Source organism: Streptomyces sp. SA15 (assembly GCF_002291145.1).
GTDB lineage: Bacteria > Actinomycetota > Actinomycetes > Streptomycetales > Streptomycetaceae > Streptomyces.
This window is the reverse complement of sequence record NZ_NTGE01000197.1, coordinates 82,996-102,116: the sequence shown is the minus strand read 5'-3', so window position 1 is coordinate 102,116 and position 19,121 is coordinate 82,996. Positions and strand designations below refer to the sequence as shown.

General features: G+C 71.5%; 16 protein-coding genes. 7 read left to right on the top strand and 9 right to left on the bottom strand.

Going from position 1 to position 19,121, the window contains the following annotated elements; translation table 11 throughout:
- Nucleotides 1-53 precede the first annotated feature (53 nt).
- On the top strand, nucleotides 54-1,403 hold the full coding sequence (locus CLM62_RS42380; protein WP_095755213.1) for a Gfo/Idh/MocA family protein: 1,350 nt from the start codon (nucleotides 54-56) through the stop codon (nucleotides 1,401-1,403).
- A gap of 254 nt (nucleotides 1,404-1,657) precedes the next feature.
- On the opposite strand, the gene CLM62_RS42375 is transcribed toward CLM62_RS42380, so the two are convergent.
- Nucleotides 1,658-2,338 carry a class I SAM-dependent methyltransferase gene (locus tag CLM62_RS42375; protein ID WP_095755212.1) on the bottom strand — a complete coding sequence of 227 codons (681 nt, stop codon included), beginning with the start codon at nucleotides 2,336-2,338 and terminating at the stop codon, nucleotides 1,658-1,660.
- A 105-nt stretch (nucleotides 2,339-2,443) separates the two neighbouring features.
- Nucleotides 2,444-3,235: a ribonuclease BN gene (locus CLM62_RS42370; RefSeq protein ID WP_095755211.1), complete on the bottom strand. Its 792-nt coding sequence runs from the start codon at nucleotides 3,233-3,235 to the stop codon at nucleotides 2,444-2,446.
- 138 nt (nucleotides 3,236-3,373) lie between these two features.
- On the opposite strand from CLM62_RS42370, the gene CLM62_RS42365 reads away from it, so the two are divergent.
- Entirely contained in the window at nucleotides 3,374-4,786 is a 1,413-nt protein-coding gene (locus CLM62_RS42365) for an RtcB family protein (protein WP_095755210.1), read from the top strand.
- Between the two features lie 48 nt (nucleotides 4,787-4,834).
- Here CLM62_RS42365 and CLM62_RS42360 read toward each other — a convergent pair whose 3' ends face one another.
- On the bottom strand, nucleotides 4,835-5,290 hold the full coding sequence (locus CLM62_RS42360; RefSeq protein WP_095755209.1) for an archease: 456 nt from the start codon (nucleotides 5,288-5,290) through the stop codon (nucleotides 4,835-4,837).
- A 240-nt stretch (nucleotides 5,291-5,530) separates the two neighbouring features.
- Between CLM62_RS42360 and CLM62_RS42355 the strand changes: the two genes are divergently transcribed.
- Together CLM62_RS42355 and CLM62_RS42350 are read left to right on the top strand one after the other, a co-directional pair.
- Nucleotides 5,531-6,427: a universal stress protein gene (locus CLM62_RS42355; RefSeq protein WP_257004411.1), complete on the top strand. Its 897-nt coding sequence runs from the start codon at nucleotides 5,531-5,533 to the stop codon at nucleotides 6,425-6,427.
- A gap of 16 nt (nucleotides 6,428-6,443) precedes the next feature.
- A complete protein-coding gene (locus CLM62_RS42350) occupies nucleotides 6,444-6,845 on the top strand; it encodes an SseB family protein (protein WP_095755208.1) in 402 nt (133 codons plus the stop codon).
- A 351-nt stretch (nucleotides 6,846-7,196) separates the two neighbouring features.
- Here the strand turns inward: CLM62_RS42350 and CLM62_RS42340 are convergent, their stop codons facing one another.
- Nucleotides 7,197-8,693, bottom strand: a complete 1,497-nt coding sequence (locus tag CLM62_RS42340) for a vanadium-dependent haloperoxidase (RefSeq protein WP_179382462.1) — start codon at nucleotides 8,691-8,693, stop codon at nucleotides 7,197-7,199.
- Nucleotides 8,694-9,253: 560 nt separating this feature from the next.
- Between CLM62_RS42340 and CLM62_RS42335 the strand changes: the two genes are divergently transcribed.
- A complete protein-coding gene (locus CLM62_RS42335; protein ID WP_095755207.1) occupies nucleotides 9,254-10,762 on the top strand; it encodes a SulP family inorganic anion transporter in 1,509 nt (502 codons plus the stop codon).
- A gap of 48 nt (nucleotides 10,763-10,810) precedes the next feature.
- On the opposite strand, the gene CLM62_RS50500 is transcribed toward CLM62_RS42335, so the two are convergent.
- The 4 genes from CLM62_RS50500 to CLM62_RS42320 all read right to left on the bottom strand — a co-directional run bounded on the left by CLM62_RS50500 (nucleotide 10,811) and on the right by CLM62_RS42320 (nucleotide 14,884).
- On the bottom strand, nucleotides 10,811-10,975 hold the full coding sequence (locus tag CLM62_RS50500; protein WP_179382461.1) for a hypothetical protein: 165 nt from the start codon (nucleotides 10,973-10,975) through the stop codon (nucleotides 10,811-10,813).
- Between the two features lie 34 nt (nucleotides 10,976-11,009).
- The gene (locus tag CLM62_RS42330; RefSeq protein WP_095755206.1) at nucleotides 11,010-13,385 is read right to left on the bottom strand and encodes a glycoside hydrolase family 65 protein; all 2,376 of its coding nucleotides are present in this window, start codon (nucleotides 13,383-13,385) and stop codon (nucleotides 11,010-11,012) included.
- 156 nt (nucleotides 13,386-13,541) lie between these two features.
- Nucleotides 13,542-13,970: a Zn-ribbon domain-containing OB-fold protein gene (locus CLM62_RS42325; RefSeq protein WP_095755205.1), complete on the bottom strand. Its 429-nt coding sequence runs from the start codon at nucleotides 13,968-13,970 to the stop codon at nucleotides 13,542-13,544.
- 167 nt (nucleotides 13,971-14,137) lie between these two features.
- Nucleotides 14,138-14,884, bottom strand: coding sequence for a TetR family transcriptional regulator (locus CLM62_RS42320; RefSeq protein ID WP_095755204.1), 747 nt, complete (start codon nucleotides 14,882-14,884; stop codon nucleotides 14,138-14,140).
- Between the two features lie 235 nt (nucleotides 14,885-15,119).
- Here CLM62_RS42320 and CLM62_RS42315 point away from each other — a divergent pair, with 235 nt between their 5' ends.
- Together CLM62_RS42315 and CLM62_RS42310 are read left to right on the top strand one after the other, a co-directional pair.
- A complete protein-coding gene (locus CLM62_RS42315; RefSeq protein ID WP_095755203.1) occupies nucleotides 15,120-15,785 on the top strand; it encodes a peptidoglycan-binding protein in 666 nt (221 codons plus the stop codon).
- Nucleotides 15,786-15,916: 131 nt separating this feature from the next.
- Entirely contained in the window at nucleotides 15,917-16,408 is a 492-nt protein-coding gene (locus CLM62_RS42310) for a flavin reductase family protein (protein ID WP_095755202.1), read from the top strand.
- A gap of 238 nt (nucleotides 16,409-16,646) precedes the next feature.
- Here the strand turns inward: CLM62_RS42310 and CLM62_RS42305 are convergent, their stop codons facing one another.
- A complete protein-coding gene (locus CLM62_RS42305) occupies nucleotides 16,647-19,037 on the bottom strand; it encodes a SpoIIE family protein phosphatase (RefSeq protein ID WP_095755387.1) in 2,391 nt (796 codons plus the stop codon).
- Nucleotides 19,038-19,121 lie beyond the last annotated feature (84 nt).

Genomic DNA, 19,121 nt, shown 5'->3' with positions numbered 1-19,121 from the left:
GAGCAGGAGTTGCTCGATGACTAGTCGCTTCCCCTGCTGGGAAAGCGCTTGCCATGACTAGAGCTCCACGTCACCGCGCAGCCGTCGTCGGTACCGGTCACCGCGCCCAGATGTTCACCCGGGCCCTCGCCGCACGCCCCGACCACCTCGTCGCCGCCCTCTGCGATCCGAGCCCCACCCGGATGGCCTTCCACAACCGGCTGTTGGCCGCGGCCGGTGAACCCGCAGCCTCCGTATGGGAGCCCGAGCGCTTCACCGAGATGCTCGCCGAGGAGGACATCGACGAGGTCGTCGTCACCACCGTCGACGCCGAGCACGACCGCTACATCGTCCCGGCACTGAAGGCCGGCTGCCGGGTGGTCACCGAGAAACCGATGACCGTCGACGCCGACCGCTGCGCCCGCGTCCTCGACACGGTCCGGGACACCGGCAACTCCCTGATGGTCGCCTTCAACTACCGCTTCAACCCCGTCCACGAGAAGGTCCGCTCCCTGCTCGCCGACGGCGCGATCGGCGAGGTCCTGTCCGTCCACTTCGAGTGGCTGCTCGACGTACGGCACGGCGCGGACTACTTCCGCCGCTGGCACCGGGAGAAGCACAACAGCGGCGGCCTCATGGTGCACAAGTCGAGCCACCACTTCGACCTGGTCAACTGGTGGCTCGCCGACGAGCCGCAGGAGGTCTTCGGCTACGGACGGCTCGGCTTCTACGGCCGCGAGGCGGGCGAACGCCATGGACTGCGCCGGGACTACGCCCGCGCCCACGGCGCCGCCCCGGCCGCCGACGACCCCTTCGCCCTGGACCTCGCGGCCGACGACACCCTGCGCGCCCTCTATCTGGACGCCGAGCAGGACGACGGTTACGTCCGTGACCGCAACGTCTTCGACGGGCCCGTCACCATCGAGGACGACATGGCGGTCCTGGTGCGCCACACCCGGGGAACGACGATGACGTACCACCTGACGGCCTACTCCCCGTGGGAGGGCTACCGGGTGATGTTCAACGGCAGTGCGGGCCGACTGGAGTTGGAGGTGGAGGAGAGCCGCTGGCAGCCGCCCCGGAGCCGGATCACCTCGGACAGCGGCGCGCTGCACGGCGACACGGCCGCCGAGCACGCGGGCGGGGCGCGCCTCACGCTCCGTCCGCTGTGGCGGCCACCGGAGGAGGTCCCGCTCGTCACCGCGCACGAGGCCCACGGCGGCGGCGACCCCCGCATGCTCGACGCGCTCTTCGGTCCTGTGGACCCGCAGCAGCCGACGGACGCCGACGCGACGACCCACCCGACGGCCACCGAACGCGACGGCGCCCTCGCCCTGGCCGTCGGCCTCGCGGCGAACCGGTGCTTCGAGACGGGGCGGCCGGTGCGCGTCCGTGAGCTGGTGCCCGGGGTGGGGGAAGGGTGAAGGCCGGTCCGGGGGAGGGGATAGCTGGGCCCTCGGACGTTTGGGGTCCGTTCCTGCCCTGAGGAGCGGCGTCTTCCAGTGCCGTGGCCGCGGACAGGGCGCCCAGCGACATGCCGAAGGTGGTGTAGCTGCCCGCTTCGTCGGCCTGCCTTTTGTTGACAATCCCGCCGTCAATCCCTGCCGTCGGCCTGCATACCCTCGCGACGGTTGAGCCGCCACCGTTCGTCGCCATGGCGCCTCTGGTTCCGGGGACCTCAGTGGCGTGTTTGCGTGACCCGCCAGAGGCGGCGCGGAAGTTCGCCCTCCTCGAAGGCGTGCACTTCCTTCAGCTGCCAGTCGCCCGAGGCGAGGCTGTCGACGAGGTGCCGGTCGAAGAAGTGGACCGCGAAGCCTCCGTGTTCGTAGATGTCGTCGCCGTGTGCGGTGCCCGCTCCGTAGTGGGCGTCACCGGTGTGGCGGACGGTGTAGACGAGGGTGCCGCCGGGGCGCAGGACGCGGGCGATCTCACGCACCGCCGCGTGGATGTGCTCGGTCGACAGGGCCATGCACAGCAGCATGTGGGCGAAGACGGCGTCCACGGACGCGTCCGGCAGCGGCAGCGAATCGCGTACGTCGTGAGTGACCGTGGTCACCCGCGCCGCCACACCGGCCTGGCGCGCCGCCGCTGTGAGTTGTTCCAGCCCGACGGCGCTGAAGTCGGTGGCGTACACGGTGAAGTCCTGACGGGCGAAGAACAGCGCGTCGCGGCCGTGCCCGGCGCCGAGTTCGAGCACGGTGTGGCAGCCCGAAGCGCGGAACAGCTCGGCGGCGTGACGGGCCGGCTCGGAGGGCTCCATGCCGTACATCTCGGGATGCTGGGCGTAGACCGTCTGCCAATGCTGCTGCTGGGCCGCTGCGATGTCCGCGTGATCCGGCTGTTCTCGTCGGTCGTGCATGGCCGCCTCTTCGGGTTCTTCGTGTCGGTCGATCTTCGCCCATGCTCCGGCGAGTTGCTCCCGGGCGTCGTCAGCAGTTGAGTGCGAGACAACCGCGTGCCTTCTTCATCTGTCGCCCCGCGCCGGTCTGTGGTGCTCGCGGAACCAGCGGCCGGTCATCGCGCCGCCGTAGACGACGAAGCCCACACCGATGAGCCACGACTCGACGACGAGGACGATGCCGACCGTGCCGTAACTGATCGCGTTGCTGATGACGAGTGGTGTGAAGACGAGGTACGAGAAGCCTCTCAGGCCGATCAGCCCGACCATGGTGGCGACCGCGCCCGGCAGCAGGTCCCGCCAGCGGACCTGACCGCCGAGGAGGAAATGCTGACCCCACCAGAAGAACAGGACGCCGGTCACCGTGCTCAGCATGATCCGCTCGGGGCCGTGCAGGGCTTGGCCGGTCTGCACCTCCTGGTAGACGTACCCGGTCAGTGCGACCAGCCAGATCGCCTGCCGCCACACGCGGTGCCACGGGCCGGAGGGCAGGTTCCAGATCCGCTCGTAGCCGTTCTGCACGCTCCCGGCGAAGGACACGCCGAACACGGCGAGCGCCACCGCGCCCCACACGCTGGTGGTGTCGACCACCCGGGGCGGTGGGCTGATGATGTCCGTGAGCACCCGCGCGGACTGCCCGGACAGCCCCATGCCGTCGACGAGCCACGACGCGAAGCCCCCACGCCCCAGCGGGTCGACGGCGGCCACCACGATCAGCAACGGCGCCAGTGTGACCAGAGCGAGCGTGGCGAACCCCAGGGCCCGGTGCATCAGCTCCAGTTCGCGGCCGCGCCGGACGAGGGCGGTCGCGCCGAGCCGGTCCCACCCGCGGTGGAGTACGCGCAGGTACCGCTTCACGGGGCGATCCTCCGTTGGCTCGCCGACGCGCGCCGAGTGACCGGAGGGCGTTCGGGGCAAACGTGGTGCCGAGAGGCGATAGACGAGTGCCTGCGCGGGTACCCCCGGACCTGTGGACGCCCGGCGCAGGAGGCCACGATGGAACTGGTCCAGGAAGCCGACCACCGTTTCCGCATCGAACCGCACGGTGCGATGCGGGTGCCCGGGGTGGTCTTCGCGTCCCGGGCCCTGCTGAGGGACGCCGAGAAGTCCCTGGAACAGGTGGCCAACGTGGCCACGCTGCCGGGGATCGTCGGCGCGTCGTACGCCATGCCGGACATCCACTGGGGCTATGGCTTCCCCATCGGCGGCGTCGCCGCGACCGACGTGAACCAGGGAGGCGTCGTCTCGCCCGGCGGGGTCGGCTTCGACATCTCCTGCGGGGTACGGCTGCTGGCCGCCGACACCGACCGGCGGGCGCTCGAGCCCGAGCTGCCCGCGGTCATGGACGGCCTGGACCGGTCGATCCCGCGCGGCGCGGGCCCCGGCGGGGTGTGGAAGCCGTCCGGCCCGGAACAGCTGGAGCGCATTCTGCGCGGCGGCTCCCGCTACGCCGTGCAGGAGGGGTACGGCGAGGAGCGCGACCTGATCCGCTGCGAGGACGGCGGGGCGGTCGCCGACGCCGAGGTCGCCGAGGTGAGCCGGCGGGCACGGGAGCGGGGGCTGGGCCAGGTGGGCAGCCTGGGGTCCGCCAACCACTTCCTCGAGGTGCAGTGCGTCGACGAGGTGTACGACGAGACGGCCGCCGCCGCGTTCGGGCTCGCCGCCGGCCAGGTGTGCGTGATGATCCACTGCGGTTCACGCGGCCTCGGCCACCAGATCTGCACCGATCACGTCCGGGCGATGGACCGCGCCATGTCCCGCTACGGCATCACCGTCCCCGACCGGCAACTGGCCTGTACCCCGGTCGACTCACCCGAGGGACAGGCGTATCTCGGCGCGATGGCCGCCGCTGCCAACTACGGACGGGCCAACCGCCAGCTGCTGTCCGACGCCGCCCGTCGGGTCTTCCGTCGCAGCGCGGGCGCCGGGCTGTCCTTGGTGTACGACGTGTCCCACAACCTCGCCAAGATCGAGACCCACGCGGTGGCCGGAGCACGGCGCAGGCTGTGCGTGCACCGCAAGGGAGCCACCCGCGCCTTCCCGCCCGGCCATCGGGACCTGCCCGAGGACCTGCGAGAGGTCGGCCAGCCGGTGCTGATCCCGGGAACGATGGGCACGGCCTCGTACGTCCTGGCCGGAGTGCCCGGCGGTGACGCGTTCTTCTCCACCTGCCACGGCGCGGGGCGGGTGCTGAGCCGTCACCAGGCCGCACGCGCGGTCACCGGGAAGGAGCTGCGGGCCCGGCTGGAAGCGGCGGGAATCGCGGTGCGCCCGCGGTCGCTGCGCGGGCTGTCGGAGGAGACACCGGAGGCGTACAAGGATGTGGGCGAGGTGGTCGCGGCGAGCGAGGGCGCGGGGCTGTGCCGCACGGTCGCCCGGCTGGTGCCCCTCGGGGTGGTGAAGGGCTGAGGCCGCGATAGGTCGCGAGCGGGTCGTACGGTGCCTCACCCCCGTACCTCACACGTCCACGGTCACCGCGCACGACCAGCCGTAGGGGTCCGGCCCGATGCGCAGCCCGTGCCAGGAGACGCCCTTCGGTACGGCACCGATGATGTCCACGTCCGCCAGGCCGGCGAGGGCCAGCCGTACGTCGAGGCCGTCGTCGACCGCGTCCGCCTCCAGGTCGACGGTCACCTGGCCGTCCACTTCGAGGCGGAAGACGACCTCGTCCAGCAGAGCCGTCAGCATGTCGTCGTCCTGCTCCTCCGCAAGCCGGACGCGTTCGACCGAGGTGGGCCGCACCGCCGCGACATCCGCGAAGGACTCGACCATCCCCAGCGCCGCTTCCACCAGGCAGCGCTCCCGGCTCGCACCCCACGCCTCGATCCGCACGTCGGCCGTGTGCGGCACCGCCCGGTGGCCGTTGCCGCCCCGCCGCCGCTCCTGGATCTCGTCATCCGTGTCACCGACCATGCGCACCGCCCAGTATCCGGTCCTCTCCTCGGCAGTAGCGCCACGACGGTACGGGTGCCCGTGGCGGGGCAGTCCATGCGCCGTGCGTGGTGCCCTGGCGCGGGCGGTGTGGGGGACAGGCGCGTGGGTACCCGGCGCGACGGGGCTGAAGGAGTGGAAAGGCATGAAGCACCGAAACCGTGGACGGACCGGACGGGAACCCGCCGTGCGACTGCGCTTCCCTCGGGAGAGGACACGGCGGTGACCGGCGACGGTGGACCGGGCAGCGTGCTCCTCGGGATCGACGACACGTCGTACTCGTGGCTCGCCGCGGACTGGGCGGCCGGCGAGGCGGAGCTGCGCGGCTGCGCGTTGAAGATCGTCCATTCCGTCGGCCGTAGCGCGGATGCCGCATACGGGGAGACAGGGGTGGGTCTCACGGAGCGGGTGCTCGAGGCCGGCGTCGGTGTGCTGGACCACGCCCGGGCGCGACTCGGAGCCGCTCATCCCGGCGTGCCGATCGATACCGCCCTCGCACGTGACGATCCGGCCGAGGCTCTCCTGGCCGCGGCCCAGGACGCCGACCTGGTCGTGGTCGGAACCCGGGGGCGAGGTGGATTCGCCGGGTTGCTGCTGGGTTCGGTGAGCCGGAAGGTGGCCGCCCACGCGGACCGACCGGTCGTCGTCGTGCGGGGGGACACGGCGAAAGCCGACCACGGCGTCGTCGTGGTCGGCGTGCGCGACGAGCGGGACGAGGAAGCCGTGCGGTTCGCCCTCGCCGAGGCCGACTCGCGCCGGGCGGGCGTGCGTCTGGTCCACGCCTGGGCGCCGCTCGTGCGCGTCGGCATCATGGTGCCTCAGGTCAGCAACCTCGAGGAGGAGCGGGCTGCCCACGCCCAGGTACTGAATCATGCCGCCCGTCCCGTCGCCGAGTACCCGAACGTCCATGTGGACACCGAGCTGTCCGTCGACTCGCCGGCCGCCGCTCTGGTGCAGGCATCCGCTCGGGCCGACCTGATGGTGCTTCCGCGGCACCCGGCCGAGGGCAGGTTCGGGCTGCGTCTGGGGTCGGTGGTGCACGCCGTACTGCACCACGCGAGCTGCCCCGTCGCCGTCGTACCCACGAGTCGGCCCGCTGCCGCGGACGAAGCGTCGTAGGGGTGACCGATCAGTCATGACGGAATACTTTCCCGATGGTGAGGCCTCCGCCGTTCAGCTGGCCCTGCGGGCGGTGGTCGCAGGCGAGGCGGACGAGACGGCGCTGAACACCCTCGCCGGCGGTGAGGTTCTCATCCCCACCGGCGGCCTCGCTGCCGAGGACCAGGAGCCCGGCACCGTGAGCCTTCCTGTCTACGAGCAGGAGGACGGCACCGAACTGGTGCCGGTCTTCACCTCGCAGGCCCGCATGCGGCAGGCGCTGCCGCAGATCACCCAGCATCGGCAGGTCGTGCTCGGTGAGCTCGCCCATGGCTGGCCGTCGGAGAAACTGGCACTGATCATCGACGCGGGCGCACCGGAGGAGCTGGCACTGACGGCTCAGGGGGTGAGGGAACTGCTCGACCGTGACGTCGGCTGAGGCCGCATCGCGCCGATCACCGGCCGCCACCACGGCCGTACGGCGGTTGATGCCATCCGACGTTGCCGGTCCAGCCAAGGCGGTCGGCCCGTAGGGTGTGTCGTCGGCCAGGCGGATGGCCTCGTCGTCGCTGTCGAGGGGCAGGCGGACGAGGACCGGACCGAAGATCTCCTGCTGGACGATGGGGGAGTCCTGCGTGGGCGCGTATGTCGCCTACTACGGCTGGTACGAGATCCGCGTCCAGCACGACCCGACGACCCAGGACCGGGTTGGGTCATCGACGGGGCCGGAGCCGCCCGGCGTCGTATCGCCGACGCCTGGACGCCACCGGCCCCATGGTGACCGCTGTGGTCAGACCGCGATCGTGGTGCCGTCGAACCGGCTGAGCGTGAACTCCGCCTTCTCCAGGGTCGACTCCTTGGCCTCGCGCAGCACACCGATGGCGATCTCCTCACCCAGCCGCACGGCCTGGGTGTAGTCGGTACGCCAGTGCACGCCGGCCATGTTGCGGCCGGTGGCGATGTTGGCGGCGACCTTGTTGAGCTCGCCGCCGACGGTGAGCCGGTCGGCGTCCGGTCCGGAGTACGGCTCCAGGGCCATGCCGTCCGTCGTGGGCACGACCGGGTCGGGCAGGACGTGCGACTCGTCGAACCACGCCTTGAGGATCGTCACGCACGCTCCCGCCACGGTGGCGTGTCCGGAGCCGTAGGAGGGGTGGGTCGGGCTGCCCTCGGGGAACGCCTGGGGCAGCAGGTGACTGCCGTACTTCTCGAAGACCCGCTTGACGGCGACGGAGTCCAGCACCCCGGAATCGATCGGGTACTCGCGCTGCCCGCGCAGTTGCTGATGGACCCGCCCGCCGAACTCCTCCGGCCGCAGCCGCCGGTGCACGTACCACTTCTGGAACCACACCGCCTTCAGGGCACGGGTGGCCACCTCGGTGACGAGTGAGAGGATGTGCGGGCCGCCGTACGTCCCGAAGCCGATCTGGTTGCGCGAGAAGTTGTACGGATTGCCCGCGTCCACCGGCGCGTTCAGGCCGAGCAGGATGAGAGCGGCGTTGAGGTAGGCCTCGTACAGCGCGTCGAAGTGCACATAGTGCGCCAGGTCGCGCGGGGTCTGGATGTATCGCCGCGTCGCGAAGTCCCGCTCGTCCGGTTCGGGTTCGGAACCGTTCTGCACCTCCAGCCAGTCGCCCCACGTGGTCAGGTGGTCGACCGGGCGGACCAGCGTGTCCTGCCGCTGCGGGATCAGCAGCGTGCCGTACGGGATGTCCTTCAGCAGGAACTGCGAGACATACGGCCCGGCCAGGTCGCCCCGGGTGTCCCCGCGGAAGATGGTCTGCGGGGTGACCAGGCCGTTCTGCTTGGGCGCCCGGAAGTCCTCAAGACCGCTCAGTTCGGTCGCCGCCTCGGCGACCAGTTCGCTGTCGCCGAACCGCGTGAACAGCACGTCACGGCACAGCGCCATCCAGTACAGCTCGACGGCCTCGGCGGAGTTCTGCGCGCTGTCGATGCGCGGCGCGGGCGGGACGGAGAGCGCCTGGGCGTCCGGGCCCTCCGAGTCGAAGGCCAGTCCCGCCTGCGGGTTGACGAGTTTGCGGGTGTCCCCGAGCGGGATCCGCTCGAAGTCCTCGTAGCTGCCCGTGGCCAGCGCCCGGCGCAGCAGGTTGTAGGCGGCCGGGTCGACCTCTCCGAACTTGTTGTGCGGCAGTCCCTTGGAGTAGTTGGCGACGAAGGGGTGGTCCGTCTCCTCCCCGTTGGCTGTGTGGACCGGTACATGGCGCTGGAACTCGACCTCGGCGGCCCGGACACGCCAGTCGCGCGCGGCTAAACGACGATCACTCATACGAATCCCCCGTATTCCCCCATGAGTTGTGCGCTGAGCGTTGTACTCGGAGCGCATTCTTTACCTATGAGACACCCGACGGCGTAAGACCGTTGCAGGGGAACGAGCCATCTCACATACCTGCACATATGCAACGCGGACCTCCGCATCACGTCGCGCCGCGGGCGGAGGGGATGACCGGGCCGGTCTTCTCCTAGGGCCGGGGTCTTCTCCCAGGGCCGGGTGGGCGCAGCGACAGCTCCGTCCGGGCGGCGACCCCGCCGCCATGCTCCGACGTTAGGATGGAGCTCGTCAGCCGTGTCGGGGCCGACGAAGCCCCCGGCGAAGAATTCGATGTCCGCGGGAGAGTGCGTGCGCATGTCCGTGGTGCCCGGCGCCGCTGCCTGCCCGCCGTGACCCTTCGCCTTACAGCAGCCCCCGATTCCGTCGCGGGTCCCTTCGCCGCCCACTGACTTCCTTCCGCCGCCCGCGGCCCTCGTGGATCGCCGCCTCGGCCCTCCCCCTTCCTGCGCGCCCGCCGTGATGCCGGGTGTGCCCGAGCACGACAGGTTCCTCTCGTCTTGTCTTCCTCCGCCCTGTCCCCGGCCGCTTGGCTGCGCGGCTCCCGACGTCCGACGTGGCTGTCCGATCCGAAGGTGCTGCGCACCGAGGTGCTGGCCGGTCTCGTGGTCGCCCTGGCGCTGATCCCGGAGGCGATCTCGTTCTCGATCATCGCCGGGGTCGACCCGGCGGTCGGGCTGTTCGCCTCGTTCACCATGGCGGTCACCATCGCGATCGTCGGCGGCCGCCCGGCCATGATCTCCGCGGCCACCGGCGCGGTCGCCCTGGTCATCGCCCCGCTCAACCGCGAGCACGGCTTCGGCTACCTGGTCGCCGCCGTCATCATCGCCGGCGTCTTCCAGATCGTCCTCGGGGCACTCGGCGTGGCCAAGCTGATGCGGTTCGTGCCGCGCAGTGTGATGGTCGGCTTCGTGAACTCCCTCGCCGTCCTGATCTTCATGGCGCAGGTGCCGGAGATGACGGACGTGCCCTGGCCGGTCTATCCGCTGATCGCCGCCGGTCTGGCGCTGATGGTGTTCTTCCAGAAGGTCACCACCGTGATCCCGGCGCCGCTGGTGTCCATCGTGATCCTCACCGTCCTCACCGTCGCGGCCGGGATCGCGGTGCCGACCGTGGGCGACAAGGGAGCTCTGCCGTCCGCGCTGCCGGCACCGGGCCTGCCGGACGTGCCGTTCACCCTGGACACGCTGACGACCGTCGCGCCGTACGCGCTCGCCATGGCCATGGTCGGCCTGATGGAGTCGCTGATGACCGCGAAGCTGGTCGACGACATCACCGACACCCACTCCTCCAAGACACGCGAGTCCGTCGGCCAGGGCGTCGCCAACATCGTCACCGGCTTCTTCGGCGGCATGGGCGGCTGCGCGATGATCGGCCAGACGATGATCAACGTCCGGGTGTCCGGCGCCCGTACCCGGCTGTCGACGTTCCTGGCCGGAGCCTTGCTGATGGTGCTGTGCATCGTGTTCGGCCCGGTCGTGTCCGACATTCCCATGGCCGCGCTCGTCGCCGTGATGGTCATGGTGTCGGTCGCCACGTTCGACTGGCACTCCATCGCCCCGAAGACGCTCAGGCGCATGCCCGCCGGGGAGATCACCGTCATGGTGGTCACCGTGGGGTGCGTGGTCGCCACCCACAACCTCGCCATCGGCGTCGTCGCCGGCTCCCTGACCGCCATGGTCATCTTCGCCAAGCGCGTCGCCCACCTCGCCGAGGTCACCGCCGTCACCGACCCGGACGGCACCACCGTGGTCTACCGGGTCACCGGCGAGCTGTTCTTCGCCTCGTCCAACGACCTCGTCGGCCAGTTCGACTACGCGGGGGACCCGGACAAGGTCGTCATCGACCTGTCAGCGGCGCACATCTGGGACGCATCCTCCGTCGCGGCCCTGGACGCCATCGAGACGAAGTACGCCCAGCGCGGCAAGAGCGTCGAGATCACCGGCCTGAACGAACCCAGCGCCCGCATCCACAAGACGCTCAGCGGCGAACTCACCGGCGGCCACTGACCACACCCCCAGTGGCCGCCCCGGGGACAGACCCGACACGGTCCGACGTCACTCGCCTTGCCGGCCGGGCTGCCAGGCGTGCACGGGCAGTGAGTCCGAGAGGGTGGCGAAGATCGCTGGTCGCCGCCTTGCGCTGTGGTCGCCGATGACGAACAGGCGGCGTTCGGCGCGGGTGACGGCGACATCGAGGAGCTTGGGTTTCTCTCTGTACACAGGGGGCGAGAAGCGGCGACCGAGCGCCGTCGGCTCAGTCGGGCAGGGTGAGTGCGTAGGACTCTCCAGCGGCCACGGACACGGTGCGATCGGCGAGGGCCACGGTGATCGGCTCCTGGTCGGAGTGCGGCACGGTGATGCGCAGCCGGCGCGGCTGCAGCCGTAGGCGCACGCCCCAGTGGCCCTGGTAGCGGACGGAGAACCCGTACTCCGAGAGCTTCGGCAGCGGTACGGGATCGAACCGGAGGGCGCCACCCCGGGTCTCCAGACCGGTGAGACCTCGCTGGACGAGGTCGAGGGTGCCTGCCATGGCGCCCAGGTGGACGCCCTCGCCGGTGGTGCCGTTGTGCAGATCGGCGATGTCACCGGCCAGTGCCTCCTGGACGAAGTCCCAGGCCTGGGCGCGCCGGGACCGGGCGAGCACCCACCCGTGGACGAGGCTGCTGAGGGTCGAACCGTGGCTGGTGCGGGCCAGGTAGTAGTCGACGGTGTGCTGCCAGGTGGCGTCGTCCAGGTCGTACCCCAACCGCCGGAACAGCCCCTGGAGTTCGGCGTCCGAGAAGAGGTATCCGAGCATCAGGACGTCGGCCTGCTTGGACGCCTGGTAGCGGTTGACGGTGTCGCCTTCCGCCTCCAGGATCCGGTCCAGGCGCCGGATGTCGCCGTACCGGTCGCGGTAGGCCGGCCAGTCGAGTTCCGCGAGGTCGCCGTAGCCGGAGAACTGGCTGATGACACCGTCGTGGAAGGGCACGTGCAGCTTCCGGGAGACGGCGTCCCAGGCGTCGAGTTCGTCCGGCTCCATACCGGCGCGTTCGAACAGGTCACGGCGGCGGGGTTCGGGCAGCGCGTCCATCAGGTCGCGGGCGCGGGCGAGAGTCCACGCGGCGGTGACGTTGGTGTACGCGTTGTCGTCGAGGCCGGGCTCGGCCGCGTGGGGATAGGCCTCGTGGTACTCGTCGGGGCCGACGACCCCGCGGATCCGGTAGCGGGCGAGCGTGTCGTCGTACGTGGCCAGGCCGGCCCAGAACCGGGCGATCTGCAACAGCATCTCGGCGCCCTTGGTGGTCAGGAACTCGGTGTCGCCGGTCGCCTCGCAGTACTGCCACACGTTGTAGGCGATCGCCGAGTTCACGTGGTGCTGCAGCCGGGTGTGGTCGGGCAGCCAGCGCCCGGAGCGCGGGTTGAGGTGCAGCCGCTGGGTCTCCTCGCGGCCGTCGCTGCCGCTCTGCCACGGATACATGGCGCCCCTGTGCCCGGCGTCGGCGGCGGCGAAGCGGGCCCGTTCCAGACGGCGGTGGCGATAGGTCAGAAGAGCCCGGGAGACCTCGGGAAAGTGCAGATTGAGATACGGCAGCACGAACAGCTCGTCCCAGAAGATGTGGCCGCGGTAGGCCTCGCCGTGCAGTCCGCGCGCCGGAACGCCGACGTCCAGGTCGGCGGTGTGCGGGGAGAGCGTCTGCAGGACGTGGAAGAGGTGCAGACGCAGGATCGGGCCCGCGTCGCCGGGCACCTCCAGCTCGGCGTTGCGCCACAGCTGCTTCCAGGCCGTGCGGTGGGAGGCGAGCAGGACCTCGACGCCCGGGGCCCGGCGGACCCGGTCCACGGCCGCGTGAAACGGGTCGCTGATCGCCGGGTCGTGGGAGGTGTGCAGGGCGATCGTCTTGTCGACGGTCACGGGCCGGCCGTCGGCGACCGGGATCCGCAGCAACTGGACGGCCCGCTCCTCCTCGTGCGCCGTGAAGGCCTCGGACGGCACGTCGACGACGGTACGGCCGGCCAGGCCGATGCGGATGTCGGACGTCCGGGTACGGCAGCGCAGCCATGCGGTCTCGGCGTCCGCGGAGCCGGCATGGATGTGGATGAGATGGCGGGAGGCCAGCTGCCGGTAGCGCTCCACTCCCATATTGGCGACCGAGCCGTCGAGCGCGGCCTCGACCTCGATCTCCCCGGACCAGCCCTCGGCCGTCAACTCGGTCCGCAGCAGGGCCAGATGGGGGTCGGCCATATGGACGAGCCGGAGTTGCCGCACCGCCAGGTAGCGGCCGTCCTCGTCCTCGTACCGGACCGTGCGCTCCAGGGTCCCGGCCCGCAGATCCAGGGTCTGCCGGTGGCCGAGAACCTTGTGGGTGTCGGGCGAGAGCCATCCGCCGGGGACCGCGCGGAACCGCAGCGGCAACCAGTTCGGGACGTTGACCATGTCCTCGTTCTCGACCTGGCGTCCCGCGACCTGGGACGTGAGCCGGTTGTAGCAGCCGGCCACGTACGTCCCCGGGTAGTGGACGGGGTCCGCCACGCACTCGGGGGCCGCGCCCCGGGTGGCGAAGTAGCCGTTGCCGAGGGTGCACAAGGACTCGCGCACCCGTTCCCGCGCCGGGTCGTAGCCCTCGTACTTCCAGGTCCAGTCACGCATCCGCGGTCCTCCGGATCGAGCGCCGCACGGGGTCACCGGCCGGCGGGCCGCGCGGCGTCGTCAGCACCCGTCAGTGTCGAGGCTATGACCGCTGTGCCGCGTCGGCGCGGGGAGTGGTGGAGGCCGGTGCGGGCAGCCGTGACGGTGGCGGTCCGTTCAGCTCCAGGCCCGGTAGGGCTCGTCGATCAGCTGGAAGACCGGCTCGCCCCGGACCGGGTCCTTCGCGGTGAACAGCCGTACCCGGTCCCCGCCGTGGATGCCCACGGGCGGGCCCATGACCCGGCCGCGCACGACGAAACCCTCGGCCATCTCGATCAAGGACACGTTGCGGGCGGCGGGGGTGTTGCGGTGCACCACCGTGGAGTGGCGGACCGTCCCGGTGCCCCCGCTGCGCTCCGTGCGCAGGTCGCTGCCCTGGCAGACCGGACACAGCAGCCGGTGGTACATCGCGGTGCCGCACCAGGTGCAGCGCTGGAAGAGGATGGCCTCCGTGTCCGGGCTCCTGGGATCGGCGCTCCTGGGATCCAGGACGCCCGCCGCGGAACCGGCTGACTGACGGGCAACGCTTCCTGAGGGGTGGTACACGCTCGTCAACTCCCTGCACTCGGCCGGAATCCCACGTGCGCGGATCACCGTGCACGCACGTGCGCGGTCGCCGTGCCACCGTGCACGCCCTCAGGGTATGGCACTCAGTGTCACTCGTAAAGGCACTCCGTACCCTTGATAACCCTTGATATCCGGGCGCGCCTCGGTCATTCCCGTCCGAGCGTGGACTCGATCTCCTGGACCACCCGCCACAGCGGTGCGCCACGCCGGGAGACGACGACCACGACGTCCTCGGTGGACTCGGCGTCCTCGCTTCGCCGTTCGCCGCCGGAAGACGCGCCGAACGCGGACTGCACATACCCCAGCGCGTGGTCCACCGTGGCGCTCGCGTCGCCCTGCCCGTTCGAACGCAGCCAGGAACGCAGCGCGTTGTTGTGCGCCGCGACCACGGCGGCGGCGATCACATCGGCCTGCAGCGTCCCGTCGCGCCGACCGGCGAACCGGCCCCGCAGGTACTCGGCGAGGGCGCGCTCGTAACGCCACACCACCGACAGCTCGTACGCGCGCAGGCCGGGCACCTTCTTGGTGAGCCGGTAGCGCTGCACGGAGAACGTCGGGTTCTCGGCGTACATCCGCAGCACCAGCCGGGCCGCGTCGCAGACCCGGCCGACGGGTTCGTCCGTGTCGTCGCCGGCGGCCAGGAGGGCCGTCATGTCGGCCAGGCACCGTTCGTGGTCGGGGAAGACCACGTCCTCCTTGGAAGGGAAGTAGCGGAAGAACGACCGCCGCCCGACTCCGGCGAGCGCCACGATGTCGTCGACGGTGGTCTGCTCGTAGCCCCGCTCCAGGAACAGCTGGAAGGCCGCCGCCACGAGCGCGTCCCGCATGGGCGGCTTCGCGGCCGCCGCCTCCGTCTTCTCGCCGCGACGGGGCGCCGCGCTGCTGGAGCTCATGGACCGGAACGTAGCACTTGGCCGTCGCCTGTGGCACTCAGTGCTCACTGAATGGGGAACTGAGTGCTCTCCGCCGAGGACTCCCGTCAACGCTCCGGCAGGGCCGCGACCGGGCGCCGGACCTCAGGCAGGCAGTACCTACCGGTTCCTCGCGCACTGAACCCTCAGCGTGGCAGACACGTATGACTCCTCGGGGACGCCAAGGCCCCTGCCGAGGGGGCGGAAGGAGAGCAGCATGCCGATGCCGCCCGACCGCGAGCGGTCGCACGACGGCCCGCCACTCGAACCCGTCCGGGTGCTGCGCCCGCGCCGCACCGACGCCCTCGCGGAACTCATCCGGGAGTTCCAGGAGAGCACCGGCCGATACGACTCCGTGGCACTGCCCGGACCACCGTCCGGAGCCGAGGACAGGACGCAGGAGCTGCCGCCCGTCGCCGACCACGCGCCTGAGGTTCCGAGCGGCGCCCCACGCGGCCGGGTGCCCGGCCTGCGCCGCTTCGCCGTCGCCGCCGCCGTGGCCACGGCGGCCCTGGTCGGCTTCGGCTGCGCCTTCCTGCTGACCGACCGGAGCGACGGCACCTCCGCGCAGGCCTCCGGCCCGACCCCGTCCGCCGAGCCCACCCCGACCGCCTCCGCCTCACTACCCTCGGGCGCCACCGACCCCGACGGCCCCGGCACCCTCCGCGAGGGAGACAGCGGCCCCGAGGTGAGCGACCTCCAGCAGCGCCTGCGGCGCATCCCGAACGTCTACGACGACGGCTCCACCAGCGGCAGCTACGACACCGTCCTGACCGAGGCGGTGGCTCGCTTCCAGCTCTGGTACGGCATCCGGGGCGACGAGACCGGCGTCTACGGCAACGACACCCGGCTCGAACTGGAGTCCCGCACCGGCGCGGAATGAGACGACAGAGGGAGCACCCGCCCCCGGGTACGCCATGCCGCCGCACACGGGATGGCACGGCCGCCCGCGCCGTGATGAGCTGAAGCCGGACACCGACCGCGGCAGACGCACCGAACGGGAGCGGCGTGAGCATGGCGGACATGGACGCGTTCATCGGCCGGCTGAACCCGGACATGTGCGTGGTGACGGCCGCCGCGCACGGTGAGTGGGCGGGCTGTCTGGTCGGGTTCGCCTCCCAGTGCTCCATCCACCCGCTGCGGTTCGTGGTGTGGCTGTCCAAGGTGAACCACACCTACCGCGTGGCACGGTCCGCGCGACACCTCGCCGTGCATCTGCTGACCCGTGAACAGCGCGCGCTGGCCGAGGTGTTCGGCGGCAGCACGGGCGACCGGACGGACAAGTTCGCGCACGTCCGCCGGCGGGAGGAGTACGGCGGGGCGGTCGTACTCGAGGACGCGGAGGCCTGGTTCGTCGGCAGCGTCGCACTGCGCGCCGACGCGGGCGATCACGTGGGTTACGTCCTCGACCCGGTGGCGTGGGGCGAGCGGGAGGGGGCGGACGGCGGACCGCTGCTGCGGCTCGACGACGCCCGCACCATCGCGCCCGGTCACCCGGTGGACTGACCTTTCGCCCCGGCGGCTCGAACATGGGGCAACGCCTCGGGAAAGTGCCGGTGACGAGGGACCGCCCGCCGTCACCATGGGCCTCCGATCGAGGTGACCCGCCCGTCCCGAACCGAAGGCCACGCCGATGAGCGGCTCCCGCATTCCGGGCCTGGTGCTGCCCGCCGTATACCTGCTGGCCCTGGTTGTCGGCCTGATCTGGTACTGGAGACACCGCGGGGACGACTGAACGCCGCCTTCACTCCGGCTCGGCCGGCACCCGGATGTCGACGACGCAGACGTCGTCCCGCCGCTCGCCCTCCAGCACCGAGGCGAGCAACAGCCTCAAGGATCCAGGATGGTCCACGGGGTGGGCCACGACGGCCGCGGCCAGGCGCTCCAGGCCCCGGTCGATGCCCTCCTCGGGCCGTTCGACCAGGCCGTCCGTGTACAGCAGGAGCCGGTCTCCCGGTTCGAGGCGGACCTCCGCCTCCTCGAAGAACGGCGCGGAGCTCGCCCCGAGCAGCATCCCGCCCGGCCGGCCGAGATAGCGCACCTCGCCGTCACGCAGCAGCAACGGCGGCGGATGACCCGCCTGCGCCCAGACCAGACGGCGCTGGTCGGGGTGGTAGCGGGTCAGGACCATCGTCGCCGTGCCGTGGGAGTCCCGGGAGTGCAGCAGAAGCGTGTTGAGTCGGGCGAGCGCGCCGGTCAGCGACGAGCCCGTGATGACCATGCCCTTGGCGGTGAAGCGGAGCTGCGCCATCGTGGCGACGGCGTCGATGCCGTGACCGGCGACGTCGCCGACGACGAACAGGGCGTCGCCCTCGGGCAGTTCGATGGCGCTGAACCAGTCGCCGCCGACGTGGATCCCCGACTGGGCGGGCAGATAGGCGACCTCCACGCGCAGTCCCGCCAGGCGCACGGGCCGGGTGGGCAGCGGCAGCAGTGCGTGCTGGAGCCGGGCGGCGAGCGTCCGCTCGGCGTGCAGCACGCCGTGCTGGGTCAGGACCGCCTGCTCGCTCTCGACGAGGGCGAGTTCCGCGCTGCGCTGTGCGGTGAGGTCCTGTACGAAGCCGTGCACCTCGACGGGCGTGCCGTCGGTGTCCCGCTCGGCCTCGGCGACGAGCCGCAGATGCCGGATACCGTCCGCCGCCCTGATCCGGAACGGGACGTCGAACGGGCGCCCCGCGCGCAGAAGTTCGCGCACGGCGCGGGCCAGTGGCGGCACGTCCTCGGGCAGCGCGAGGCCCGGGAGGTCGGCGAGGCGGACCGGGCCGTGTGCGGGGTCCCGGTCGAGGATGGCGAAGACCTGGGGCGACCAGCCGACCTCGTCCGTGACCGGATTCCAGCTCGCCCAGCCAAGGTTACCCAGCCGTTGCACGTCCGCCAGCCGCTGCTCCTGCCTGCCCGAGGAGTCCTCCCGGATCCAGGTGACGATCAGCCCGCCGCCGAGCCGGGACGCCCGCACCGCGTATGTCGGGGGCTCCGCGGTACCGGCCACGACCTCCTGGTGGACGAACGACCGGCCTTCGTACGGCTCCCCGGTGGCCAGCGTGTGCAGGCACCCCTGCCACAGCTCCTCGCCCGCCATCTCCGGGAAGCACTCCAGGATCCTGCGGCCGACCAGTTCACGGCCGGTGCGGCCGACGCCGTCGACCGCCTGAGCCGTCGCGGCGTCCACGCGGTAGTCCTCGACCTCTCCTGTGGGAGCGTGCAGCGGCGTCAGCAGCACCGCCGCGCCCGGCAGCGCGTCGAACACCGCCTGCACGGCACCGGCGGCGTGCTCCTGCCCGGTGCCGAAGGCCCGCAGCCGGCCCGCGCACAGCCGGGCGACGGCCCGCAGGAGGTGCCGGGCCGCCGGCGTGAACGGCCCGCCGTGGGCCCGCAGGACACCGATGCAGACATCGGCCGTGTCCCCGGCGGCCGGCACGGGCAGCCAGGCGCGGGACCGCCAGCGCTCGGGTGGATCCCCGATGAGCAGGTACCGCTCCCGGTCCGCCGCGAGATCCTCCAGCCAGCGCGGCTCCCGCGCCCGGAGCGCCTCCAGGGCGGCGATCCCGCTCAGTGGAGGCACTTGGCGCCACTGGACGGCCAGGGTGTCGTCGATGCCGGCGTGCCCGACCAGTTCGAGTCCTCCGGCCGGCAGGCACCGGAAGAGCATGACCGCGTCGGCCGCCACCTCCGGCGCCAGATGCTCCAGCAGGCAGCGGGCGAGATCCTGGGGAGTGCCGACGCGGACCAGGGCCTCGCCGAGGCGGCCGAGCGTGGCGGAGGCGTGGGCCGAGCCCGCGGCGTCGTCAGCTTCGGACGTGTCCCCTGCGGCCGGGAGACCGGACATCGGGTGGTGGTCCGACGGGGGGTCGCCGGTGCCGGCGGGGACGGGATCGGGCTCCTCGTGCGAGGGGCGCGAGGTGTGGTGCAGCGGGGGTACCAGACCCCCGAGCGTGATCCAGCACTCCTCCAGCACCGTGCGGTTGCCGGCTTTGGCCCGCTGCAGCAGCTCCTCGCCCGCGGCGTCCGGCGAGCATCCGGTCAGCGCCATCAGCGCGCCCTTGGCCCGTTCCACGACCGCCGACATCGCCGCCTGGTCCCGCATCCGGTCCATCTCGGCGCGCTGCCGGGCAACGACCTTGGCCAGCGCCGCCATGTCGGGCACGGGGCCGGATTCGGCGGGGCCGGCGGGCTCGCTCGTCACGCGTTGAGCATCGCACATTGGGCGCCGTTCGTTCGC